Source organism: Pseudomonas sp. CFBP 8772 (genome assembly GCF_014841665.1).
GTDB classification, from domain to species: Bacteria; Pseudomonadota; Gammaproteobacteria; order Pseudomonadales; family Pseudomonadaceae; genus Aquipseudomonas; species Aquipseudomonas graminis_B.
In genome coordinates this window covers 76,392-100,638 of record NZ_JACYUI010000004.1, presented here as the reverse complement: position 1 = coordinate 100,638, position 24,247 = coordinate 76,392, and the positions used below count along the sequence as shown (strand labels likewise).

Annotated in this window: 22 protein-coding genes and 1 tRNA gene; 16 read left to right on the top strand and 7 right to left on the bottom strand. The window is 59.3% G+C overall.

Annotated elements, in window-relative coordinates:
- Positions 1-11 precede the first annotated feature (11 nt).
- The 9 genes from tolR (at position 12) to IFT99_RS10330 (ending at position 7,473) form a co-directional block, all read left to right on the top strand.
- Positions 12-476: a protein TolR gene (gene tolR, locus IFT99_RS10370; RefSeq protein ID WP_037014073.1), complete on the top strand. Its 465-nt coding sequence runs from the start codon at positions 12-14 to the stop codon at positions 474-476.
- Complete coding sequence (tolA, locus tag IFT99_RS10365) at positions 476-1,567, top strand: cell envelope integrity protein TolA (protein WP_065989723.1); 1,092 nt, start codon at positions 476-478, stop codon at positions 1,565-1,567. Before tolR ends, tolA begins: the two co-directional genes overlap by 1 nt.
- Before the next feature lie 17 nt (positions 1,568-1,584).
- Positions 1,585-2,865: a Tol-Pal system beta propeller repeat protein TolB gene (gene tolB / locus IFT99_RS10360; RefSeq protein WP_175514218.1), complete on the top strand. Its 1,281-nt coding sequence runs from the start codon at positions 1,585-1,587 to the stop codon at positions 2,863-2,865.
- 53 nt (positions 2,866-2,918) lie between these two features.
- Positions 2,919-3,422, top strand: coding sequence for a peptidoglycan-associated lipoprotein Pal (gene pal / locus IFT99_RS10355; RefSeq protein WP_065989719.1), 504 nt, complete (start codon positions 2,919-2,921; stop codon positions 3,420-3,422).
- A gap of 6 nt (positions 3,423-3,428) precedes the next feature.
- Positions 3,429-4,247, top strand: coding sequence for a tol-pal system protein YbgF (ybgF, locus tag IFT99_RS10350; protein ID WP_065989717.1), 819 nt, complete (start codon positions 3,429-3,431; stop codon positions 4,245-4,247).
- A 179-nt stretch (positions 4,248-4,426) separates the two neighbouring features.
- The gene (queE, locus tag IFT99_RS10345) at positions 4,427-5,074 is read left to right on the top strand and encodes a 7-carboxy-7-deazaguanine synthase QueE (RefSeq protein ID WP_065989715.1); all 648 of its coding nucleotides are present in this window, start codon (positions 4,427-4,429) and stop codon (positions 5,072-5,074) included.
- A 15-nt stretch (positions 5,075-5,089) separates the two neighbouring features.
- Positions 5,090-5,764 (top strand): 7-cyano-7-deazaguanine synthase QueC, encoded by a 675-nt coding sequence (gene queC, locus IFT99_RS10340; protein ID WP_167355802.1) that lies wholly within the window; start codon positions 5,090-5,092, stop codon positions 5,762-5,764.
- 63 nt (positions 5,765-5,827) lie between these two features.
- Positions 5,828-5,903: transfer RNA gene (locus IFT99_RS10335), tRNA-Lys, on the top strand.
- Between the two features lie 658 nt (positions 5,904-6,561).
- On the top strand, positions 6,562-7,473 hold the full coding sequence (locus IFT99_RS10330) for a DMT family transporter (RefSeq protein ID WP_192132114.1): 912 nt from the start codon (positions 6,562-6,564) through the stop codon (positions 7,471-7,473).
- Positions 7,474-7,869: 396 nt separating this feature from the next.
- Here the strand turns inward: IFT99_RS10330 and IFT99_RS10325 are convergent, their stop codons facing one another.
- Complete coding sequence (locus IFT99_RS10325) at positions 7,870-8,184, bottom strand: DUF7693 family protein (RefSeq protein WP_192132112.1); 315 nt, start codon at positions 8,182-8,184, stop codon at positions 7,870-7,872.
- Between the two features lie 113 nt (positions 8,185-8,297).
- Between IFT99_RS10325 and IFT99_RS10320 the strand changes: the two genes are divergently transcribed.
- The 4 genes from IFT99_RS10320 (at position 8,298) to IFT99_RS10305 (ending at position 13,898) form a co-directional block, all read left to right on the top strand.
- Positions 8,298-9,119, top strand: coding sequence for an NADPH-dependent oxidoreductase (locus tag IFT99_RS10320; RefSeq protein WP_192132110.1), 822 nt, complete (start codon positions 8,298-8,300; stop codon positions 9,117-9,119).
- Between the two features lie 385 nt (positions 9,120-9,504).
- The gene (locus tag IFT99_RS10315; RefSeq protein ID WP_065986019.1) at positions 9,505-11,532 is read left to right on the top strand and encodes an FIST N-terminal domain-containing protein; all 2,028 of its coding nucleotides are present in this window, start codon (positions 9,505-9,507) and stop codon (positions 11,530-11,532) included.
- A gap of 53 nt (positions 11,533-11,585) precedes the next feature.
- Entirely contained in the window at positions 11,586-12,395 is an 810-nt protein-coding gene (locus tag IFT99_RS10310; protein ID WP_192132108.1) for a helix-turn-helix transcriptional regulator, read from the top strand.
- Positions 12,396-12,500: 105 nt separating this feature from the next.
- The gene (locus IFT99_RS10305; RefSeq protein ID WP_197985948.1) at positions 12,501-13,898 is read left to right on the top strand and encodes an NAD-dependent succinate-semialdehyde dehydrogenase; all 1,398 of its coding nucleotides are present in this window, start codon (positions 12,501-12,503) and stop codon (positions 13,896-13,898) included.
- A 114-nt stretch (positions 13,899-14,012) separates the two neighbouring features.
- On the opposite strand, the gene IFT99_RS10300 is transcribed toward IFT99_RS10305, so the two are convergent.
- The 4 genes from IFT99_RS10300 to IFT99_RS10285 form a co-directional block, all read right to left on the bottom strand.
- Positions 14,013-15,506, bottom strand: coding sequence for a M10 family metallopeptidase C-terminal domain-containing protein (locus IFT99_RS10300; protein ID WP_192132104.1), 1,494 nt, complete (start codon positions 15,504-15,506; stop codon positions 14,013-14,015).
- Between the two features lie 281 nt (positions 15,507-15,787).
- Positions 15,788-16,477, bottom strand: coding sequence for a type 1 glutamine amidotransferase domain-containing protein (locus tag IFT99_RS10295; RefSeq protein WP_065986742.1), 690 nt, complete (start codon positions 16,475-16,477; stop codon positions 15,788-15,790).
- Between the two features lie 224 nt (positions 16,478-16,701).
- Positions 16,702-17,304, bottom strand: a complete 603-nt coding sequence (locus IFT99_RS10290; protein ID WP_065986744.1) for a TetR/AcrR family transcriptional regulator — start codon at positions 17,302-17,304, stop codon at positions 16,702-16,704.
- Between the two features lie 141 nt (positions 17,305-17,445).
- On the bottom strand, positions 17,446-19,305 hold the full coding sequence (locus IFT99_RS10285; RefSeq protein ID WP_192132101.1) for an ABC transporter ATP-binding protein: 1,860 nt from the start codon (positions 19,303-19,305) through the stop codon (positions 17,446-17,448).
- Between the two features lie 259 nt (positions 19,306-19,564).
- Here IFT99_RS10285 and nadA point away from each other — a divergent pair, with 259 nt between their 5' ends.
- Positions 19,565-20,623: a quinolinate synthase NadA gene (gene nadA, locus IFT99_RS10280; RefSeq protein ID WP_192132099.1), complete on the top strand. Its 1,059-nt coding sequence runs from the start codon at positions 19,565-19,567 to the stop codon at positions 20,621-20,623.
- Positions 20,624-20,711: 88 nt separating this feature from the next.
- Here the strand turns inward: nadA and IFT99_RS10275 are convergent, their stop codons facing one another.
- Positions 20,712-22,148 carry a M48 family metalloprotease gene (locus IFT99_RS10275; RefSeq protein WP_065986750.1) on the bottom strand — a complete coding sequence of 479 codons (1,437 nt, stop codon included), beginning with the start codon at positions 22,146-22,148 and terminating at the stop codon, positions 20,712-20,714.
- Positions 22,149-22,294: 146 nt separating this feature from the next.
- Between IFT99_RS10275 and IFT99_RS10270 the strand changes: the two genes are divergently transcribed.
- Both IFT99_RS10270 and IFT99_RS10265 read left to right on the top strand, forming a co-directional pair.
- Positions 22,295-22,546, top strand: a complete 252-nt coding sequence (locus tag IFT99_RS10270; protein ID WP_065986752.1) for a sulfurtransferase TusA family protein — start codon at positions 22,295-22,297, stop codon at positions 22,544-22,546.
- A gap of 37 nt (positions 22,547-22,583) precedes the next feature.
- Positions 22,584-23,654 carry an AI-2E family transporter gene (locus tag IFT99_RS10265; protein ID WP_065986753.1) on the top strand — a complete coding sequence of 357 codons (1,071 nt, stop codon included), beginning with the start codon at positions 22,584-22,586 and terminating at the stop codon, positions 23,652-23,654.
- A 113-nt stretch (positions 23,655-23,767) separates the two neighbouring features.
- Here IFT99_RS10265 and IFT99_RS10260 read toward each other — a convergent pair whose 3' ends face one another.
- Positions 23,768-24,241 (bottom strand): peroxiredoxin, encoded by a 474-nt coding sequence (locus IFT99_RS10260; protein ID WP_192132097.1) that lies wholly within the window; start codon positions 24,239-24,241, stop codon positions 23,768-23,770.
- Positions 24,242-24,247: the final 6 nt, after the last annotated feature.

Below are 24,247 nucleotides of genomic sequence, written 5' to 3'. Positions count from 1 at the left end.
GGTATTTCCCAATGGCTTTAATCGCTCGCGGCCGACGCAACAAGCGCAAGCCGGTCGCCGAAATGAACGTGGTGCCGTACATCGACGTGATGCTGGTGCTGCTGGTTATCTTCATGGTGACGGCTCCGATGATCAACCAGGGCGTGAAAGTTGATCTGCCCAAGGTCTCCAGCGAGGCTTTGCCGCAGGACAACAACAATCAGGTTCTGACGATCTCGATCAAGGCTGACAAGACCTATTACTGGAACCTTGGCAGCGAAGTCGACACCGACAAGCAAATGGACAAGGCAATGACCTTGCCCCAACTGACCAGCGCCGTGACCAAAATCATTGCAGCCGGTCGTGACGCGGGCAAGCAGACCCAAGTGTTCATCCGTGGCGACAAGACGGTCGACTACGGCGCTGTCATGGGCACGATGGGCGGGTTGCAGAAGGCCGGGGTCGGGAACGTTGGTTTGATTACCGAGGCCCCCTGATGCAGCCGATTCGAGAGCCGTCCGCCTCGGAAAGCTACTTCTGGCCGTCCGTCTGGGCGGTAGGACTGCACGTCCTGATTTTTGGTTTGTTGTTCGTCAGCTTCGCAATGACGCCCGAGCTTCCTGAAGCCAGGCCGATTGTTCAGGCCACGCTCTATCAGTTGAAATCAAAAAGTCAGGCAACCACCCAGACCAACCAGAAGCTTGCCGGTGAGGCGAAGAAGTCCGCTGCGCGACAAACCGAAGTCGAGCAGATGGAGCAGAAAAAAGTTGAGCAAGAGGCGGTGAAGGCGGCGGAACAAAAGAAAGCCGATGCCGCTCAAAAAGCCGAAGAACAAAAGGCCGAAGAAGCGAAAAAAGCTGACGACGCCAAGAAAGCCGATGACGCCAAGAAAGCTGCGGACGACGCTAAGAAGGCCGAAGCCAAAAAAGCGGATGACGCGAAGAAAACCGCTGAAGAGAAGCAATTGGCTGATATAGCCAAGAAGAAAGCCGAAGACGACGCGAAGAAGAAAGCCGAAGAAGACGCTAAGCGCGCGGCCGCCGAGGAAGCCAAGAAACAGGCTGCCGAGGACGCGAAGAAGCAGGCTGCAGACGACGCCAAGAAAAAGGCTGCCGAAGACGCGAAGAAAAAAGCGGCTGAGGACGCCAAGAAGAAGGCTGCGGAAGACGCGAAGAAGAAAGCCCAGGACGCGGCTCGCAAATCAGCGGAAGACAAGAAGGCGCAAGCACTGGCCGACCTGCTTTCCGACAAGCCGGAACGCCAACAGGCGCTGGCCGATGAGCGTGGCGACGAAGTGGCTGGCAGCTTCGATGATTTGATTCGCTCTCGGGCGGCTGAAGGTTGGGCACGTCCCCCTTCCGCGCGCAAGGGCATGACGGTCGTCTTGCAGATCAACATGTTGCCGGACGGCACCGTGACTTCGGTCAACGTGAGCAAGTCCAGCGGCGATGGTCCTTTCGACAGTTCAGCAGTAGCGGCGGTCAAGAACATTGGTCGTTTGACAGAGATGCAGGGAATGAAGCCTTCGGACTTCGCACCTTACCGTTCATTCAAGATGACATTCACACCTGAGGACCTAGCCTTGTGATTAACCTTCTTCGAGGAATGCTTGTCGTTCTGTGTTGCGCAGCGGGTTTCGCCGCTGCCGACGAAAAGAACATTCTGGTAACAAGCGGCAGTGACCGCGCCACGCCAATCGCGGTGGTGCCGTTCGGCTTGCAGGGCGGCAGTGTGCTGCCGGAAGACATGGCCAAGATCATTGGTAACGACCTTCAGAACTCGGGCTACTACTCGCCGATTCCAAAGGAAAACATGATCAGCCAGCCAAGCCAGGCCAGCGAAGTCATCTTCCGTGACTGGAAGGCGCTGGGTGCCCAGTACGTCATGGTCGGCAGCATTGTTCCTTCGGGCGGTCGCTTGCAGGTCCAATACGCGCTGTTCAATGTGGCCACCGAGCAGCAGGTCCTGACCGGCAACGTTTCGGGCACCACAGACCAATTGCGTGACATGTCGCACTACATTGCCGACCAGTCATTCGAGAAGCTGACCGGCATCAAGGGTGCGTTTTCGACCCGCATGCTGTACGTGACTGCGGAACGTTTTTCGACTGACAACACGCGCTACACCCTGCAGCGTTCGGATTATGATGGCGCCCGTGCTGTCACGCTGTTGCAGTCACGTGAGCCGATCCTGTCGCCTCGCTTTGCGCCCGACGGCAAGCGTATTGCCTATGTGTCGTTCGAACAGAAGCGCCCACGGATCTTCGTTCAGCACATCGACACCGGTCGTCGCGAGCAGATCACCAACTTCGAAGGCCTGAACGGCGCCCCTGCGTGGTCCCCGGATGGCACTAAGCTGGCCATGGTCTTGTCGAAAGATGGCAACCCGGAAATCTATGTGATGAATCTGGCGTCGCGTCAATTGTCGCGAGTGACCAACGATTCTTCCATTGATACAGAACCGTTCTTCGGTAAAGACGGCTCCACGCTTTATTTCACGTCTGACCGCGGCGGCAAGCCACAAATCTATAAAACCAATATTAATGGCGGAGGGGCAGAGCGCGTTACTTTCATCGGTAACTACAATGCCAACCCTAAGTTATCGGCGGATGAAAAGACTCTGGTGATGATCCATCGTCAAGATGGCTTCACTAACTTCAAGGTGGCAGCTCAGGATTTGCAGCGCGGTAGCGTAAAAATCCTCACAGACAGCAACCTTGATGAGTCGCCTACTGTTGCGCCTAACGGCACCATGGTAATCTACGCCACCCGCCAGCAGGGCCGGGGAGTCTTGATGCTCGTGTCCATTAATGGACGCGTAAGGCTCCCGCTTCCTACCGCTCAAGGCGAAGTCAGAGAACCTTCCTGGTCCCCTTACCTGAACTGACGCGGCGCTTTACGTTGTACTTAACACACTTGGGGTTCATTAGGAGTTTTACGATGGAAATGCTGAAGTTTGGTAAATTTGCTGCGCTGGCTCTGGCCATGGCTGTAGCTGTAGGTTGCTCGTCCAAAGGCGGCGACAATGCCGGTGCTGGCGGCGCTGCTGTTGATCCTAACGCTGGTTACGGCGCTAACTCTGGCGCTGTTGATGGCAGCCTGAGCGAAGAAGCTGCTCTGCGCGCTATCACCACTTTCTACTTCGAATACGACAGTTCCGACCTGAAGCCAGAAGCCATGCGCGCTCTGGACGTTCACGCCAAAGACCTGAAAGCCAACGGCGCTCGCGTAGTTCTGGAAGGCAACACCGACGAACGCGGTACTCGCGAATACAACTTGGCCCTGGGCGAGCGTCGTGCGAAAGCCGTTCAACGCTACCTGGTTCTGCAAGGCGTTTCGCCAGCTCAGCTGGAACTCGTTTCCTACGGTGAAGAGCGTCCAGTTGCTACCGGTAACGACGAGCAATCGTGGGCTCAAAACCGTCGCGTCGAACTGCGTAAGTAATTTGACATGCGAACGTGCCGACGTGCTTTAACCGTTTTGGCTCTCACCCTTCCTCTTGCAGCGATGGGTGCGGTTCCTGTGGTCGATGACAACTCTGGCTCTGCTGGTAGCAGTTATCCGCCATCGGGTTATGGCACGTCTGGCGCCTACGCCGGGGGTGCGGCTACGGCCGCGCCTTCGGCGCAAGGTCAGCTGTTCATGCAATTGCAGCAAATGCAGGACGAAATTTCGCGCTTGCGCGGAATAGTGGAAGTTCAGCAGAACGATATCCAGCAGATGAAGCAAGAAGCGCTGGATCGTTACAAAGATCTCGATTCCCGTATCGGAGCTGGAGGCGCATCTGCCCCATCAGCTACCAACAATTCCGCATCCGACGGTGGCAGCAATGCCGGCGGAGCACCCGCGTCATCAGCCGCTCAAGCGCCTCAGGCGAGCAGCGAGCCCGGTGACCCAGCGAAAGAAAAGCTTTATTACGACGCTGCTTTCGACCTGATCAAGGCGAAAGACTTCGACAAGGCCAGTCAGGCTTTTGCGGCGTTCCTGCGCAAATACCCGAACAGCCAGTACGCGGGCAATGCTCAATACTGGTTGGGCGAAGTCAATCTGGCCAAGGGTGACCTTCAAGGTGCCGGTCAGGCCTTCGCAAAGGTCAGTCAGCTTTACCCAAAGCACGCCAAAGTGCCTGATTCCCTGTACAAGCTGGCGGACGTTGAACGTCGACTGGGTCACACTGACAAAGTGAAGGGTATCCTTCAGCAAGTGGTTGCTCAATATCCGGGCACCTCAGCCGCTCAGCTGGCTCAGCGAGACCTGCAGCGTCTCTGATTGCTACTCAATCTGACCGCTGATTCAAGAAAGCCGCGCATTGCGCGGCTTTCTTCGTTAGAATTCCGCCCCCGAAATTCCGGTATTGATTACGCTTCTGTGGATTCTGCGTGCGCAGGGTGTACAGAAGTGCCTGACGGAGGCGGATGGCCTGTTTAGCCGTTACGCCCGTGGCCCCTATGCAAGACACATTACGCATCACCGAAGTTTTCTACTCTCTGCAGGGTGAAACGCGCACGGCAGGCTTGCCTACCGTTTTCGTGCGACTCACCGGCTGCCCATTGCGTTGCGGTTATTGCGATAGCGAATACGCCTTCACCGGCGGAACCATCCAGACCCTCGATTCACTGATGGAGCAGGTTGCCAGCTATCGCCCGCGCTACGTCTGCGTCACAGGCGGCGAGCCCCTTGCTCAGCCGAACGCTATTCCTTTGCTTCAGCGGCTGTGTGACGCGGGCTACGAGGTTTCTCTGGAAACCAGTGGCGCGCTGGACATTTCGAAAGTCGATCCCCGCGTGAGCCGCGTCGTCGACTTGAAGACCCCAGGTTCAAAAGAAGTGGCACGCAACCGATACGAAAATATTGACCTGCTCACGCCCAACGACCAGATCAAATTCGTGATTTGTTCGCGGGAAGATTACGACTGGGCCGTCTCCAAGATCATTCAGTACGGTCTGGACCGTCGCGCCGGCGAAGTGCTTTTTTCCCCTGTGCACCGCGATTTGAACGTCAGAGACCTGGCCGACTGGATCGTTGCCGACAACCTCCCGGTGCGTCTGCAATTGCAGTTGCATAAAATCCTCTGGAACGACGAGCCGGGGCGCTGAATGAGTGAGCAATCGATGACTGAGAAAAGAGCGGTAATCCTGCTGTCCGGCGGCCTGGATTCGGCCACCGTGGTGGCAATGGCCAAGGCCGATGGTTTTAGCTGCTACACCATGAGCTTCGACTACGGCCAGCGGCATCGCGCCGAGTTGCAGGCGGCGGAGCGGGTAGCGGCGGATATGGGCGTCGTTGAGCACAAGGTCATCGGCCTTAACCTCAACGGCATCGGCGGGTCTGCGCTGACTGACAGCAGCATCGCGGTGCCGGAGACGCCGGGCGAAGGCATACCGGTGACATACGTGCCGGCGCGCAATACCGTTTTCCTCTCTCTCGCGTTGGGCTGGGCCGAAGTGCTCGGCGCACGGGATATCTTCATCGGGGTCAACGCCGTGGATTACTCCGGCTACCCGGATTGCCGTCCGGAGTTTGTCGAGTCGTTCGAGCGCATGGCCAATCTCGCCACCAAGGCTGGCGTTGAAGGGCAGGGATTCAGGATACAGGCGCCGCTGCAGATGCTGAGCAAGGCCGATATCGTCAAAACCGGTACGCGTTTGGGTGTGGATTACGGGTTGACGGTTTCCTGCTATCAAGCCGACGAGCAGGGGCGTGCGTGCGGAAAATGCGACAGCTGCCGCTTGCGCGCTGAGGGCTTCGCGGCGGCGGGTGTGACGGACCCGACGCGTTATTTTTAAATTATTTTCGCTTGGGTGTTGAATTACTGTGAAATATCAGTAATATACGCGCCACAACGAAGCGGGTCGTTAGCTCAGTTGGTAGAGCAGTTGGCTTTTAACCAATTGGTCGTAGGTTCGAATCCCACACGACCCACCATTTCGAAAATCTGGAAGGCCCATGAAAATGCGGATTTCCAGATTTTTTTTTGCCTGTCTGAAAAGCAGTAGGGCGTGAGTAAAGCTGCGAACTGAGGCGATGCAACTGGGAACTGGGCACGACTATTCCCTCAGTTTCGCTGTGTGCCAGGCGACTGCAGCTTGTTGAAGTTGTCCACCTCCTTTCGCCCTGTGCATCCAATCACCTGATGCGCGCCGCATCTGACTGGCCGTCTACCGAAGCGCGATGTGATGCTTTTGTGGGTCACCCCTTCCAGCGACATCCGGATAGCTCAGCTGGTCTCGCTGGAAGTCGCAGACGTGCGGTATCCCATCGGAGCCATCAAGCCTGAGGTGTAGTCACGCGCAGACTTCACCACGGGCCGTCGGCCGCGCATTGTCTACCTGACCCCACCTACGATCCCTTCCTGCCTTGCTCCAACGATCGACCCAGTGAGAATTCGGCACGCCTTCGCGGTTGCGCTCTCATGGCGACATCAGTAATGATTGTTGGATCCAAGTGTGCGCAAGAATCGTAGTTGCCCCCTCAGCCTGCTTAAACGGCGGGCTTTGGCAGCATCTTCACATCCTCGAATTTCGCCCCGTCAATACGGGCCAACATCTCCTCGGACGACAAACCAGTACAGGGAACGACATCAATGCAATCTAATTTCAGCAAAGGCGTTATTTTCGCGCTCTCCGCTGCCGCACTGAACGCAACCATTGGGGTGCTCAGCAAGTTGCTCATGAGCAATGGCTTCACTTCCAGCAGCGTTGCCGTCATCAAAACGATAGTGGGGTGCATCCTGCTCTCGATCGTGCTGCTTTTTCTCAAGCGTCCGACCTCAGCCGCCAAATGGAGCCAGGCGGCGATCTGCGCGTTCCTTGGTATTTTCGTGCTGTTCCATTTCGAGACTTCCGCCTACCGGCATTACGCCGCCGCGGGTGTCGTCGTCGTACTCATGGCCAGTGCCTCAATTTCGTCGATCATTCTGGGGCGCCTGTTCCTGAAGGATCCCATCACTGCAAACGCAACCGTGGGTGCCGCACTTGCCATCTCAGGGATTGCAGTGATATTCGGCGCTGATTTGCAGCAGGGTTTCACTCTGGAAGGCGCAGCGCTGGCCTCCGTCGCAGGCTGTGGCTACGGAGCGTTTTCAGTTGTGATGAAAAAAATGGGTGTTTCAGGTGGCTTGCATTTCACTCGTCAACTGCTCTTCTTCGGCAGCCTGTACCTGCTGATGCCTGCCGCTGGCGATGGCTTCGTGATAGGCGAGCTGTCATCCATGGCGATTGCCGCACTGCTGGCGCTGGCCGCGCTGCCGACCATCCTTGGCTTTTTCTGCACGACCAAGGCGATCGAATACCTCAAGCCATCCCAGGTGCAAGCGCTTGAACTGACCGAACCGCTCTTCGCGGCACTGCTGGCATTTGTCGCCCTCAATGAAGTACCGCGCGAAAGCCTTTATCTGGGAGCGGCCCTGATCATCGCTGGTTTGTGTTTCTCCAACGAACTGATACGTCTGGGTCACAAAGCGTCGGCCCAGGCGGAGCGGGTCAGTCGCATTTAATGGGGATTCATTAGGGGCTGCGTTGCCGAATGCCTTGGGCTAAGCGCGTTATGTCACGGGGGCTTGGAGCGAGTCTTACGCCCGCTTGTCTCTAACAATGGGTCGTAGGTTCGAATCCCACACGACTCACCATTTGAAAATCTGGAAGGCCCATGAAAACGGGTTTTCCAGATTTTTTTGCCTGTCTGAAGGTAGGTGGTCGGGTTGAGTCAGTAAGTCAGAGCCTTCCAGCCCATCTCACGCCTTGCCTTGCGCACTGCCACTGCCTTGAGAAGACGCACCCGTATCGCTCCGGACGTTATACCGCTTGAGTGGCAACTGATCCGCTTTGGTTCCGTCATCCCACGCTATGGGGCCGAGCCCGTTTCTTTTGACGCGCGGTGTATGAGCGTTCGCTTAGATGAGGGAGAGCAGCGTTTCCAGCTGACCGCGTTCCCACGTGCTCAGCAGCTCAAGGGGATCAGTGCCGTAACGCTGGCGGGCGTCAAACATATAAGTCCGGCCTTCGGGGCTGAGGCAGCGGTCGCAGTGGTCCAGGGCGTTGTGCTCTTTGTAAAACGTGATCAGCCAGCCATCGGCATCGACGGTCATCAGTCCGCTGTCGGTCTGGACTTGAGCGTTGCCGTCCACCCGACGCATCACCCGAATGCCGAGGGCAATGTCACGCAGGACCTGACAGGTGTCACGCGCAGTAAGAGGCTCTGCTGACAAATGGCTTTCCTCGGATGGCTCAGTTTGAAGGGCGGTCGCATGAAAATGCCTACCCAAGGCATGCGCCTGTGGCATCGATTTGGTAGCCTCGCATCACTTTTTTGGAGAGATTTATGACCACAACCAGCCAATCCAGAATGGCGGCGCGGTACGGCGAACCCGATGCGTCTGCGCTCACCACCTGGAACGATACCATCGATCAATTGCTCGACCATCGCAGCGTTCGCGCTTTCAGCACCGAGCCTCTGCCGGATGGGCTGGTGGAAACACTGGTCGCTGCTGCGCAGTCTGCAGCCACCTCTTCAAACCTGCAGGTCTGGAGCGTGGTCGCGGTGCGGGACACGGATCGCAAGGCGCGCCTCTCGGCGCTGGCCGGCAACCAGGCTTACATCCGACAGGCGCCGCTGTTTCTGGTATGGCTTGCCGACCTTTCTCGCGTCTCCCGTGTAGCCGAGCAGCAGCACGCCGAACTGCACGCGCTTCCCTACCTCGAAAGCCTGTTGCTGGGCACGATAGATGCTTCGCTGGCGGCTCAAAACGCCGTTGTGGCACTCGAATCGTTGGGGCTTGGCAGCGTTTACATCGGCGCCATTCGCAATGACATCGAGGGGGTCGCCAAGGAGCTAGAACTGCCTCCACACGTTTACCCCGTATTTGGCCTCTGCGTCGGCTATCCCTCCAGCGAACTGCCCGCGAAGGTCAAACCGAGGCTTCCACAGGCCGCGGTGCTTCACCACGAAACCTACGCGGCGGAGCCAGAGCCGGCCGCAGTCGCCGCGTATGATCAGCGGTTGGGGGCTTTCTACCAGCGCGAGGGGATGAGGGCAAACGGTTGGTCTGAACAAGTCGTCAACCGACTTCGTGACACCTCCAACCTCCATGGCCGTGAACATTTGGTTGAGCAATTGATCCGGATGGGGTTTGGCCTTCGCTGACGACGGGGCTCCAGGATTCAGCGATGGGATGAGCGCGCCTTGATTGCGCATGACAGATGCAGGCCTCAGCATCAGTGCGGCGGGCAGGACGTCGTTTTGATCGTCGAAGCAATGAGGTCGCGCCGCCACAGGTGGGCGTCGACAGAACGCCGGAGATTATGAAATCCCGGCGCTCACGCTAAAGCCCCCTTCGCGGCGGGCGCCACGGCTTTCGCATCCATCGCACCGACGGCGATTGAAACTGAAGCAATCATGCGGGCTTAGGTTCGCCCCCCCCGACCAATCCCGCGGGTTGTCCTTCAAGTCAGATTTTCCACGGCCGATACAGAGGAAAGCTGCCGCGTATGCAGTCATGCGCTCAGCGATCCCTTCTAGTGAGCCGACGATGAACCCACTCAAACTCTTCAACCGATCCCGCGCGAACCGTCAGGAAGCGATCAGCATTAACTGCACCGCTGGTGAACTGGATCGTGCCTTGGCAGGCGTGCGTTCGGTTCCCGTTCTGGTGACGGGTTTCGTCTCTCCCCATCTGGACATCGATCAGGTCGCGGCGCGTATCAAGCAGCGCTTTCCCGGCAGCGCGCTGAGCCTGTGCACCACCTCCGGCGAGCTGTGCAACAGTGCGACCGGTTTGTATTGTGCGACGGGCGATCGCTGGGACCGCATCGTCTTGCAGCTTTTCGAAAAAAGCGTGATTGCCTCCGCTGAAGTGGTGATGGTGCCGCTGGAATGCGAAGACATCCGCAGCGGCGGCAAGCGCATGGAAATGCGTGAGCGTATTGAAAAACTGGTCAACAATATCAAGCGTGCCCAGGTCAGCACGGCCATCGACCACCGCGACACCCTGGCCTATGTGGTGTTCGACGGCTTGTCGGCGTCCGAATCGTTCTTCATGGAAGCGCTGTACGAGTCCGGTCGCTTCCCATGCCTTTTTGTCGGCGGTTCGGCTGGTGGCAAGTCGGATTTCAAGAAGACGCTGATCCACGACGGCCAGCGCAGCTATCAGAATCATGCGCAGATTGTCTTCATCAAGACCGCTGCCGACATACGGTTCGGCGTGTTCAAAAGTCAGAACTTCAAACCCGCCGGGCTGACCTTCAGTGTCCTGACTGCGTCGGTCGAAGACCGCACCATCGACCAGGTGATCGACAGCCAGGGCAACATCATGAGCATGGTCCAGGCCCTGTGTAACGCCTTCAGTTGCGACGCTCACGCCCTGGAAAAGAACCTCGCGGAGTACTCCTTCGCCATTCGCGTGGGCAGCGAACTGTTCGTGCGATCGATCGCGCGCATCGACCATGCACAGCAAATCATTCAGCTGTTCTGCGACGTGGCCCCCGGCGAGGAGCTGGTGATGGTCAAGCGCACCCCGTTGCGCGAAGCCACCCAGGTGGATTACGAGCAATTCCTGCGCGGCAAGGGCGGGCAGCCCGTGGCGGCGATCCTCAACGACTGCATCTTGCGTCGGGCCAACAACGGCAAGGACCTGGGCAGCATGACCGGATTGTTCGGTGACGTGCCGGTGGTGGGGTTCTCGACCTTCGGCGAAATTCTCGGCCTGAACCTGAACCAGACGCTCACGGCGATCTTTTTCTTCCGGGTGGCAAAAGGCGCGTCATTCACTGATGAGTACGTGGACAATTTCATCGCCCACTACGGAGAGTTCAAGGCGTTTTTCCTGCGCCGCCAGCTGAAAAAGATGGTGGGTTTGAACCACGTCATCGTGAAGCAGATCGAGGCGTTCAAGCTCAACGATTTCAACAATGCGCTGGACACTCGCGGGCTGGATACCAAAGTGCTGCCCGTGTTCGAGGGCCTGGCCGCACTGGGTAGGGTCCTTGCCCAGGCCGGTCAGCAGCAGGAAGAGATGTCCACGCAAATCAAGCACTATTCCGGCGAGCTGCACCTGTCCATGGACGATCTGGCCGGAACGATTGACCAGCAGAACACTGTCTCGACAAACGCCGGTAATACCGTGGTAGCGCTGGTCAGCCAGGCGGACGAAGCGGTGGTCGGCGCACGAGCCCTTGCGGAATCGAGCCTGCGGATCCAGTCCATCGTGCAGGTGATTCAGCAAATCGCCGGACAGACCAATCTGCTGGCGCTCAACGCCGCGATCGAGGCCGCGCGGGCAGGGGACCTGGGCCGAGGCTTCGCCGTGGTCGCCGACGAAGTGCGCAAGCTGGCGGAAATCACCCGCAAAAACGCAGCGGAGATTGGCGTCGACATCGACCTGCTCTCCAGCGAGATTCAGCGGGTGGCGCAGCAGATCGAGGACCAGTCCACCGGCGTCGGCGCGTTGCGCGAAATGCTCGATTCCCTGGAACACTCGAACCAGGCCACCGAAGGCACGGCGCGGCGTACTAAAGCCATCGCCGATACCTTGACCGGCTTGACCCACGCCAGACCATGACCCACGATGCCTGATTGTCGGCGATAAACGACAGCATGGATCACGAGTGAGTTATGGCGAAAAGACCGTCGATAGAGCAGCGCCGCGAGTTCGGCAATTTCCTGTCCAGCCGGCGGGCGCGCCTTGATCCGAAGGACTTCGGTCTGCCGGAGGGGCCCCGGCGCACGCCGGGATTGCGCCGCGAAGAAGTGGCGGCGCTCGCCGGGGTCAGCGTCAGTTGGTACACCTGGCTTGAGCAGGGCCGTGACATTCAGCCCTCGCCGGACGCGCTGGAACGGATATCCAAAGTCCTCAAGCTCGACCGTGTGGAGTCCGCGCACCTGTACGCGCTTTCCGCGCTGGAAGTGCCGGTTGCTGCGACCGGCGGCGGGGTGACGGCCGGGCTGGAAATGCTGGTGCGCGCGATCAACCCGATTCCGGCGTATGTGCGCAACGCCCGACTCGACATCCTGGCGTGGAACGACGCCATCGCCGAGCTGTTCGTCGACTACGGTTCGTTGCAACCCCATGAGCGCAACACGCTGCGTCTGCTGTTTCTGTACATTCCGTACCGAACCATCATCCTGGATTGGGAGCAAATGGCGCGGGGCATGATCAGTGCGTTTCGGGCATCGCGCGCGTTGGCTCAGGACAAGGCACCGTTTGATAGCCTGATCGAAGAACTCTCGGCCGTGAGCCCCGAGTTCAAAGAGTGGTGGCAGGACACCGAGGTCAAAGGCTTCGAAGAGGGTCGCAAGCGCCTGCTGCACCCCATCAGCGGCCATATCGATTTCACCTACGTCGCATTGACGCCAGAAGGGCGGCCGGACCTGTCGCTGGTGACCTACATTCCCCGCCACACTGCCTATGACTCACGGTCATAGGATAACAACACGCCTTCCTGGCTATTTCGGGCTTGCCTAGAGTGACGGTCATCGCAGCGCACATGTGCTGCACCGACCGCCAACGAGGTAATCACGATGTCTGACCTGAGCCCGATCTCCACCGCAAACGTCGCCACATCACGCAACCCGGCCACCGGTGAGCTGATCGCCACTTATCTCTTCCAGACGCAGGCTGAAGTCGAGCAGTTGCTGGACGTGAACGCTGCGGCGTTTCGTCTGTGGCGCGCCACTCCAATGGCTGAGCGAGTGTCGGCTTACCGTCGTCTGGCAGCCATCCTCCGTGAGCGGTCGGAACCCTTCGCTGCGCTGATCACCGCTGAAATGGGCAAAACCCTGGCGGCGGCCCGTGGTGAAGTGGAGAAGTGCGCGGCCACGATCGAGTGGATTGCCGACAACGGCCCGGCGATTCTTGCCGATGAGCCGGTCAATGTAGACGGCGACGATGAAGTCCATGTGTCCTTCCTGCCGATCGGCACCGTGCTGGCGGTGATGCCCTGGAATTTCCCGCTGTGGCAGGTGATTCGTGCCTCCGGGCCGATCATGTTGTCGGGCAATGGCTTCATGCTCAAGCACGCGCCGAACGTCATGGGCTCGGCTTACGCGCTGCAAGAAGCCTACGAGGCGGCGGGCTTTCCAAAAGGGCTGTTCACCAACCTTATTGCCGACAACGACACCGTGGCCCGCACCATTGAAGACCCGCGCATCGCTGCAGTGACGCTGACGGGAAGCATGCGCGCAGGTTCTGCCGTCGCCGCCACCGCAGGCAAGGCACTCAAGAAGAGCCTGCTGGAGCTGGGCGGTTCGGACGCCTTTATTGTGCTGGCCGACGCGAACATCGACCTTGCGGTGAAAGCCGCCGTCGAAGCGCGTTTCCAGAACGCCGGCCAAGTCTGTCTCGCGGCCAAGCGCTTCATTCTCGAGGCGCCGATCGCCGAGCAATTCACCCGTCAATTCGTTGCGGCGGTCGAACAACTGAAAGTGGGCGATCCGTTGGACAGCGCCATCAATGTCGGCCCGATGGCTCGGGCTGATCTGCGCGATGAGCTGGATGGTCAGGTTCAACGCACTGTTGCAGCCGGCGCGACGTTGCTGCTGGGCGGGAAGAAAATCGACGGCCCCGGCAACTTCTACGCGCCTACCGTGCTGGCCGATGTGAAGCCAGGCATGGCCGCATTTGATGAAGAAACCTTCGGGCCGGTGGCCGCGATCACCATCGCCGCCAACGCCGAAGACGCTATCCTGCTGGCGAACACCAGTGACTACGGACTGGGCGGCAGCCTGTGGACCCAGGACATTCCGCGCGCGCAACGCATCGCCCGGCGTCTGGAAACCGGCGGCGTGTTCATCAATGGGTTTCCGGCCACTAACGCGCGCATCCCGGTGGGAGGCGTCAAAAAGAGTGGCTACGGTCGCGAGCTGTCCCACTTCGGGTTGCGCGAGTTCACCAACGCCCAGGCGGTGTGGGCCAAAAGCGTTGACTGAGAGTCAGTGAGCAGTACCCGCATGGGAGAAGCTGTGTCACCGCCCATGCTGCAAAAAGCCGTCGCACCTGCGACGGCTTTTTCGTACCTGCCATTTGGAAGGGCGCTTCTCGATTCAACCGATCGGGTGCAGGTCAGCGGGTGCCAGGCCCACAAGCTCGATATGCGCAGCGCTCGCGTCAGCCACGATCAGGTTATCGGCGGTGAAAGTCTTGGCGACGTTTTTGTCGATACTGATCTCGAATCGGTTACCGTCAGCGTCCGCTTCGTAATCCTTGAGGTAGGTGCGGTGCAGAGCCGTGTCATAGATCACCTTGAGCGTGCCATCGGTGCCATCGCCAAGGCCTGTGTAACCCAGCGCTGAAACATCGATGCGGTCCTGAGTGGCGTCGAAGTTTTTGATGAAGTCCGAATTGCCCCGGAAGCTGTCGCTCTTCTCGACATATCGGAAGGTGTCGACCCCGGTGTTGCCCACCAACAGATCATCATCACCGCCTCCGACGAGGATGCCGCCCGCGGTCGAATTGGTGAACGTGTCACGGTGGTTATCGCCAGTCAGCGTCTGGTTGGCGCGGTCTGCTGCGTTGTCCCCGGCAAAGGTGAAGCGATCCATGTCCTGCAGGCCGGTAAGCGGATCCCGGTCGTATTGCGTCAGGTGCACGGCGAATCGGTTGCCGTCCTCATCGGCCTCGAAGGATTGGGCAATCGCGTAACCAGCTTCATTGTCGTAGCTGTAATTGAGCGTGCCGTTGTAGCCATTGCCAAGGCCGGTGAACCCCAGTGCCGAAACGTCCAGCAGATCACCGTCACCGAGGCTGAAGCTGTGGATGAGATCAACGCTGGACTGGCCTGTGCCGTCGTTCACGAAGCTATCGGTGAGATGCTCGAAGACAAACGTGTTACGGGAGCCGCCGCCATACATCTCGTCCGCTCGGCCTCCACCGGTCACGATGTTGCCGGAGCGGGGAACGACCAGAATGTCATCGCCATCGGTCCCGGTGATGACGTATTGCTTGTTGCTTAGCCCATGTTCGCGGCCATTGCTTTCTGCAGTCAGGTCGTAGCGCAGGGCGAAATTTTGCGTGCCAAGCTCAGCGGCGTGATCGCCTTCAAGTCTGACTTCGAATGCCTGGCCTTGGGCGTTTTTATCCAGAGAGCGAACATAGGTAATGTCCTCGTCGGCGTTGTAGGTCACTGCCAGATCGCCGTTGTGGCCATTACCAACGCGCTCCAGCCCGAGGGCTGTCAGGTCAAGTACGTCAGTGGATTGGAAGTTTTTGATCAGGTCCGAGTGGGAGCCCTGTTTGTCGAAGTAACTGTCCGTCACCGAGGTGTAGACGAACGTGTTCCCGTAGACATAAGCGGAGTGGCTGGTGATCGTATCGACGCCCGCGCCGCCGTTGTAGCGATCCTGCGCGTTGCTGAACGGGTCGGGATCCCCTTCCTGACCGATGAGGATGTCGTCGCCATCGCCGCCAGAGATGAAGTCCCGCTTTGTGGTGCCCGTGATGGTGTCGTCATCCGCCGTGCCCACGTAGCTGTCATAGGTGCCATGAGCAGTCATGACAACCGCTTCACTCTGCAATGCCGCTTTCGTTCCCTGAGCCATTTTTTCTCTCGCGATAGAGGGGTTGGTACTGCGATCGCCGTAAACGACAGATCCAGTTGCAATGGGCACCATGGGTGTTCATCAATGCCCGCCACTACCGTGGTAGACCCGTTAAAGCCGTGTTTGTTTGGTTATTCGCCTTCGCCCAGAAACGACAAAGCCCGACATAAAGTCGGGCCTGGGGTCGGGTTGAATCCGTTCATTACCAGTTCATGGCAGTTATCTCGTTGCGAAGGTGAGAAGCGGGGAGGGGTGCGAACACCCCTCGCGCTGGGCGGTGATCAGGCCGATTTGTTCTGCAGTGCTTCGATCAGCACGTCTGCCGCAGGACCGGAGGAAGCAGGGTTCTGACCGGTGATCAACAGACCATCGGTGAGGACGTACGAGCCCCAGTCCGGACCTTTGGAGTAGACGCCGCCGAGTGATTTCAGCTCGTCTTCCACCAGGAAAGGCACCACATTGGTCAGGCCGACCGCTTCTTCTTCGCTGTTGGCAAAGCCGGTGACCTTCTTGCCTTTCACCAGTGGCGTGCCGTCGGCGCTCTTCACGTGGCGCAGCACGCCAGGGGCGTGACAGACGACAGCGACGGGCTTGCCGGCTGCGATGAACGACTCGATGAGCTGAACGGAATTTTTGTCTTCGGCCAGATCCCACAGAGGGCCATGGCCGCCTGGGTAGAACACAGCGTCGAAATCTGCCTGGGACACGCTGTCCAGGCGAACGGTGTTGGCGAGCAGGGCTTTGGCGGTTTCGTCTTTTTCGAAACGACGGGTCAGGTCGGTCTGGAAGTCGGGCTCGTTGCTCTTCGGGTCCAGCGGAGGTTGGCCACCTTGTGGCGAAGCCAGAACGATTTCAGCGTTGATGTCGCTGAATGCGTAGTAGGGCGCGGCCAGCTCTTCCAGCCAGAAGCCGGTAGGACGGCCGGTGTTGCCAAGGGTGTCGTGGGAAGTCAGAACCATGAGAACTTTCATCGGGTGTATTCCTTGTGACGGGCTAAAGTAGGTACACCATAGCCCTGAGTAGACCAGTCGTCTAGAGTTAATTCAAAAAATTATTTGCGCGTTGATTGAGCGATGGAGAGGTCCGCGCAAATGAGGTGCATGGGCTGGGCCGCACGAGGCCGGCAGGCGTCATGGCGGCGTGAACCAGGGATGAGGGGTTGCAGATGGTGCGGCGCACGGTTGCCGTGCGCCAATCAGGCCAGGCGCAGAATCACACGCGTGGTCGCCATGGCTGTTTCAAAAGGGGCAAGGCTTCTTTCAATCTTGACCATCACGCTGGCCCCTACCCACAGTTGATACAGGCTTTGCGCAACGGCGAAAGGATTCTCGCAGGCGGGCAGCGAGCCGTCGGCAACGCCAGCCTCGATCGCGCTGCCAAGCCGGTCGGTGATCCCGGCAGTGCCTCGCTTGAGAACGGCGCGCATGGTTTCCGACAGATCGGCCACTTCAACGCCGAGCTTCACGGCGAGGCATTTGCCCTGGCATTCCTGAAACGACTGCGTGTCCTGCCAGACGCGCCAGTAGTTCATCAAGCGCTCGCCCATGGGCAGGCCGGGCTCGCCGAGGATGCGATCAATGTCAGCGAGGTAGTCGTCGAAGTAGTGCTCAAGCAACGCTTCCCCGAAGGCATCCTTGGAGCCGAAATAATGATAGAAGGAGCCTTTCGGCACGCCCGCAGCGGCCAGAATTTCGTTCAGGCCAACGCCGGAATACCCCTTGGCGGCCATGATGCGCTGGCCGACGTCGAGGATGCCTTGACGAACATCAGATGAACCACGTGTTTGGGGAGTATTCATAGCGTCGGAGAATACATCCTAGTAAGTCGGTCTACTAGAGGATTCTGATGGACGATGCTGTCGTGGGTCGGCGCGGCCCGCGTCGAACGACGGCTGCGCCCCAAGCCGTCGTTCAGCGCGTTTATACCGCGAGTCTGCCCGCTATACCTGATCCACCGCTTCAGGCACGCCCTGATCCTCACCCAGAAACCCACCGCTCTGGTGATGCCACAGACGCGCGTAAGTACCGTTCTTGGTGAGCAGTTCAGCGTGGGTGCCTTGTTCGATGATGCGCCCGTCGTCCATCACGATCAGCCGGTCCATGGCTGCAATCGTCGACAGCCGGTGGGCGATGGCGATCACGGTTTTGCCTTTCATCATCTCATCGAGGCTTTCCTGAATCGCCACTTCGACTTCCGAATCCAGCGCGCTGGTGGCTTCGTCCAGCAGCAAAATCGGCGCGTTCTTCAGCATCACGCGAGCAATGGCAACCCGCTGGCGCTGGCCGCCCGAGAGCTTGATGCCACGCTCACCGACCAGCGTGTCATAGCCGCTGTGGCCATGCTTGTCGCTGAGCTGACTGATGAACCCATCCGCCTGGGCATTGACCGCAGCGGTGTGGATTTCCTCATCGGTGGCGTCAGGCCGACCGTACGCAATGTTGTCGCGGATGGACCGATGCAGCAGCGAGGTGTCCTGAGTCACCATGCCGATGGCGCTGCGCAGGCTGTCTTGCGTGACCTGCTTGATGTTCTGACCATCGATGCGAATCTCGCCGCTGTCCACGTCATAGAAGCGCAGCAGCAGATTGATCAGCGTGGATTTACCGGCGCCTGAACGGCCGACCAGGCCTATCTTCTCGCCCGGGCGGATGGCCAGATTCAAACCCTCCAGCACCTGGCGCTCGCCGTTGTAGTTGAAGCTGACGTTCTCGAAGGTCACCGCGCCGCCGGTGGTTTTCAGCAAGTTTGCATTCGGCGCGTCCTGTACTTTAGGGCCCTGAGTCAGGGTCGCCATGCCGTCCTGCACCGTGCCGATGTTCTCGAACAGCGAGGTCATCTGCCACATGATCCAGTGGGACATGCCGTTGATGCGCAGCGCCATCGCGGTAATCGCCGCCACCGCGCCAGTGCCGACGTCACCCTGATGCCACAGCCACAGGGCGTAACCGCCTGCGCCCAGAATCAACGCGACGACCAGCGCCTGATTGACGATTTCGAACTGGCTCACCAGACGCATCTGGCGAAAGCCCGTGTGCTTGAAGTCCTCCATCGCCGCGCGGGCAAACTGCGCTTCGCGTTTGGAGTGGGAGAACAGCTTCACGGTGGTGATGTTGGTGTAGGCGTCGGAAATTCGCCCGGTCATCGACGACCGCGCGTTGGCCTGCTCCTGACCGACTTTGCCCAGGCGCGGCACGAAGTACACCATCGCCAGGCCGAACAGCACGATCCAGGCAAGGAACGGCAGCATCAGCTTCAAGGCGAAACCGCCCGCCAGCGCGATGATCGCAATGAAATAAACGCCGATGCCGGGCGCGATTTCAATCAGGGTGAACAGCACGTCCCGCACCGCCAGCGCGGTCTGCATGACCTTGGTGGTGACCCGGCCGGAGAATTCATCGGAAAAGAACGACAGGCTCTGCCGCAGCATCAGCCGGTGAAAGTCCCAGCGCAGCCGCAACGGCAGGTTGATCGCCAGCACCTGATGCTGAACCATCGTGCGCATGGCCACCAGCCCGACGCTGATCACCAGCACAATACCGATGCCCCACAGCGCTCGGCTTTCTTCGCCTGCGGTGGCGCCGCCGTCCTTCCAGGTCGACAGCAGATCGACCACTTGGCCGAGAAACGAGAAAAGCCAGGCTTCGTAAATCGATACACAGGCGCTGAGCACTGCCAGGGCGAGGATGTAGCCACGCGCACCCCGGGTGCAGGCCCACAGAAAACGTACCAGACCCACAGGTGGCGGCGGCGCTTCGTCGGGTGGGAAGGGGTCGAGGCGTCGTTCAAATACGCGCAGCATGAGGGTCTCCAAAACTGTCCAGTGACGCAGATTCTGCCATTGAATGGCGGGCTTGAGGGTTTCGGTGCTTTTTTGACTGACTCGTTCCAACCATTGCGGACGTGTTTTTACGATGCCCTCGCTTGAGGCGATGGCGATGGCGCTAACATTGAGGGCGGGGACTGCCGGTAAGTGATCGCTCAACAGAACCCGTGCTAACTTCCCGGGCGTTTTCTACCCTGCGGACTTTTGCTCCGTACGCGCATTCAGGTTCATCGACATGACACACATCTCCGAACGTCTTCTGGTCCAAGCGCACCTGGACGCCAAACAGCCCAAAACCCTGAGCCCTGACGAGGAAGCGGAATACCGCCGCTTGATCGCCGCCGAGCTCAAGGCCCAGGACGCCGTGCTGGTCGCTCATTACTACTGCGACCCGGTGATTCAGGCACTGGCGGAAGAAACCGGCGGTTGCGTCTCGGACTCTCTGGAGATGGCGCGATTCGGCAAAAACCATCCGGCGAAAACCGTGCTGGTGGCCGGGGTGCGTTTCATGGGCGAAACCGCAAAAATTCTGACCCCTGAAAAACGCATCTTGATGCCGACCCTCGAAGCGACCTGCTCACTGGACCTCGGTTGCCCGGTCGATGAGTTTGCTGGGTTCTGCGATCAGCATCCCGAGCGCACCGTGGTGGTTTACGCCAATACGTCGGCCGCCGTAAAAGCCCGTGCCGACTGGGTGGTGACGTCCAGTTGCGCGCTGGAGATCGTCGAAAGCCTGATGGACAACGGCGAGAAAATCATCTGGGCGCCCGACAAGCACCTGGGCCGTTACATCCAGCGCGAAACCGGGGCGGACATGCTGTTGTGGAACGGCGCCTGCATCGTGCACGAGGAGTTCAAATCCCGGCAGTTGGAGGACATGAAGGCCTTGTACCCGGACGCGGCCATTCTGGTGCATCCGGAGTCGCCCGAGTCAGTCATCGACCTGGCCGATGCTGTGGGCTCTACCAGCCAGTTGATCAAAGCGGCGCAAACGCTGCCGAACAAAACCTTCATCGTCGCCACCGACCGCGGCATCTTCTACAAGATGCAGCAGCTGTGCCCGGACAAGGTATTCATTGAGGCACCGACCGCAGGTAACGGCGCCGCCTGCCGCAGTTGTGCTCATTGCCCGTGGATGGCGATGAACACCTTGGCACGCACGCTTCAATGCCTGCGTGAAGGCACTAACGAGATCTTCGTTGACCCGGCGGTCATCCCTCACGCCGTCCGGCCGTTGCAGCGCATGCTCGACTTCACCCAGGCGGCACGCATGAAAGCTTCGGGGAATGCTTGAATAAAAGCGGTTAGCTTCAAGCTTCAAGCGGAAAGCCGATTGGCTGCGTTTCAGCTTGCAGCTTATGGCTTGCCGCTTGTAGCTGACCTCAATTCATCATGTCCTTGACTGCCCGCTCCTGAGCGATGATTTCCTGCTGCCGCGCGTCGATGCGTGAGGCCAGCTGGAAGTTGTTGTTCGCCCGTCGCTTGGCAAATTCGAGCTGTTGAATCGCCTGCTTGAAATCGCCCATCAGCGCAAAATATTCCGCACGGGCCTGATGCAGGCCGATGGTGTTGCCGGACAGGCCGCGGGTGTCGGCCACCTGATTCCAGATGTCTGGATCGTCGGGGCGGCTCTTCAACAGAATCTCCAGAGACTTCAACGCCTCGGGCGCCTTGGACTGCTTGAGCAAGACGTCGACTTTCGCCTGATTGAGCGGGTAGTTGTCGGGATACAGATTCAGCATTCGGTCCACCCGCTGTTGAGCGTCAGGCAGGCGATTGTTGGAGATGTCCAGGTTCACGGCGGCGAGGTTGTAGGGAATATTGTCCGGCGCCTTGTCGAGCAAAGGCTTCAGCGTCTCACGGCCTTCGTTGAGCTGACCCGCCTTGGTCTGGGCAAGCGCCAGACCGTAGCGAGCCGCGTCGTTTTTCGGGTTCTCGGCCAGTTGTGCACGGAAACGCTTGGCGGCCATGCCGGGGGTTTCTTCGTAAATCAGCACGGTGCGTGCGCGCATCAATTGATACGCCGGGCTGTCTTCCTTGCCGCCGGGCTTGGCTTGTTCGGCGCGGTTGCGCGTGTCGGCGATACGGGATTCGGTCACCGGGTGGCTCATCAGGAATTCCGGCGGCTTGGCGTCATAGCGATACTGGCGTGCCAACCGCTCGAACATGGTGGGCATGTTGCGCGGGTCGTAGCCGGCCTTTTCCAGATTGAGGATGCCGATGCGGTCGGCTTCTGCTTCGTTCTGCCGGGAGAATCGCGCCTGCTCCTGAATCGCGGCAGCCTGGGTGCCGGCGATCGCGGCAATCCCCGCATCGCCCGCGCCCGCAGCGGCCATGACGATGCCGGCAAGCATCGCCGCCATTACCGGCACTTGCATGCGCTGTTGCGCCTGTACGCCCCTGGCAAAGTGCCGCTGCGACAAGTGAGCCAGTTCGTGGGCGAGGACCGCAGCGTATTCGCCTTCGGTTTCAGCGTGGAGGAACAACCCGCCGTTGACCCCGATGATCCCGCCGGGCGCTGCAAAGGCGTTGATCTCCGGGGTGTTGATCAGGATGAACTCGAGACGGCGGTCCTGCACCTGGCTGGTTTCGGCGAGCCGGTAAACCGACGATTCGACGAAGTCCTTGAGCAGCGGGTCGGACAGCTGTGCCACTTCAGAGCGCAGCAGCCCGAGCCAGGCACGCCCCAGGTCGTGTTCCTGCTGCGGAGAAACGATGGATGAACTCGCGTCGCCGAGGGAGGGCAGGTCGTCTTCTGCGAAACTCGGCGCTGCCAGCAGGCAGGCGAGGGTCAGCAGCGTGGGGCGCAAAAAATTCATGCACGAAACTCTGGGGCAGAAAGGCGTCACTGTAGCTGGCTCAATGGCTTGCTGACCAGAGTGGGGTATTCTGGAAAACTTGTAAGAATGTTCTTCCGCCCGTTGGCTTTTATGCGGGGGCGGATGTGTCTATCCGGAGAGAAACGATGTCTGACGCTGTAGGACACCCCGCGGCCTGCGATGCAGAGCTGGACGCCAGCGGCCTCAATTGCCCGCTACCCTTGCTCAAAGCCAAGATGGAACTCAACCGTCTGGCCAGCGGCGCGGTGCTCAAAGTGACGGCCACCGACGCCGGCTCGCAGCGTGACTTCCGTACTTTCGCAAAATTGGCCGGGCACGCGCTGCTCCACGAAGAAAACGCTGACGGCATTTATCGGTATTGGCTACGCAAGGCCTGAGCGTTTCTGACCCCTCGCAACCCCCTTAGGATTCTTGATGTTCAAAGTGCTTCGCGACTGGATACAGCGCTACTTTTCCGACGAGGAAGCGGTAGTGCTGGCGGTGTTGTTGGTTCTGGGATTTACCGTTGTCCTCACCCTCGGCGGCATGCTCGCGCCGGTGCTCGCCGGGTTGGTGCTCGCCTTTCTGATGCAGGGGCTGGTCAACCTGCTCGAGCGTTTGCGGGTGCCCGAAGGCGGCGCCGTCGGGCTGGTCTTCGCTTTATTCATGGGGGCGCTGGCGCTGTTTCTGCTGGTGCTCGTGCCTTTGCTGTGGCGCCAGCTCATTACCTTGTTCAACGAATTGCCCGGCATGCTCGCCAAATGGCAGTCGCTGCTGTTGCTGCTGCCGGAGCGTTATCCGCACCTGGTGTCGGACGAGCAGGTCTTGCAGGCGATAGAAGTGGCTCGCGGCGAGGTCGGAAAGTTCGGGCAATGGGCGTTGACGTTTTCCCTGTCCAGCTTGCCGCTGCTGGTCAACATGATGATCTACCTGGTGCTGGTGCCGATCCTGGTGTTCTTCTTCCTTAAAGATCGTCGGATGATCAGCCGCTGGGCGAGGGGCTATCTGCCACGCGAACGTACGCTGATTACCCATGTGGCCGAGGAAATGAATCGGCAGATCGCCAACTACATTCGCGGCAAGGTTATCGAGATTTTCATCTGCGGCGGGGTGACCTACATCGCCTTCGTGACCATGGGCCTGAATTACTCGGCGTTGCTGGCGATGCTGGTGGGGATTTCGGTGGTGGTGCCCTATGTGGGCGCGGTGGTGGTGACGGTGCCCGTGGCGTTCATCGCGCTGTTCCAGTGGGGCTGGAGCGATCAGTTCATCTATCTGATGGCGGTCTACGGCATCATCCAGACCCTGGACGGCAACGTGCTCGTGCCACTGCTGTTCTCCCAGACCGTGAGCCTGCACCCGGTGGCAATCATCTGCGCCGTGCTGTTGTTCGGCGGGCTGTGGGGGTTCTGGGGGATTTTCTTTGCGATCCCGCTGGCGACCCTGTTCAAGGCCGTGCTGGATGCGTGGCCACGAAACGAACCGACGGTGGCGCCGTTGCTGTAAATGTTGCCGTGCTTTTGTAGGAGTGGGCTTGCTCGCGATCGGCGTCGTCATGGTCAACCTACGATGACTAAACGAACCCGATCGCGAGCAAGCTCACTCCTACATCATGGCGATCAAGCCTGGTTAAGCGCCTGAGCCGCTTCAAGCACCGCCGCCACATGCCCCGGCACCTTCACGCCGCGCCATTCCTTGCGTAGCACACCGTCCTTGTCGATCAGGAAAGTGCTGCGGTCGACGCCCAGGTATTCCTTGCCATACAGCTTTTTCAGCTTGATGACATCGAACAGCTGGCACAGCGATTCGTCCTTGTCCGAAATCAGCTCGAACGGGAATTCCTGCTTGGCCTTGAAGTTCTCGTGGGATTTCAGGCTGTCCCGCGACACACCGAACACCACCGTGTTGGCTGCCTTGAAGTCGGCGTGATGATCGCGAAAGCCCTGGCCCTGGGTGGTGCAGCCAGGGGTGCTGTCCTTCGGGTAGAAATAAAGGACGACCTGCTGACCCTTGAGCGCCGACAGGCTGACCGCCTGTTCGCTCGTGGCCTGCACTTGAAAGTCGGCAACGGGTTGGTCGAGTTCTACAGCCATTCGGGA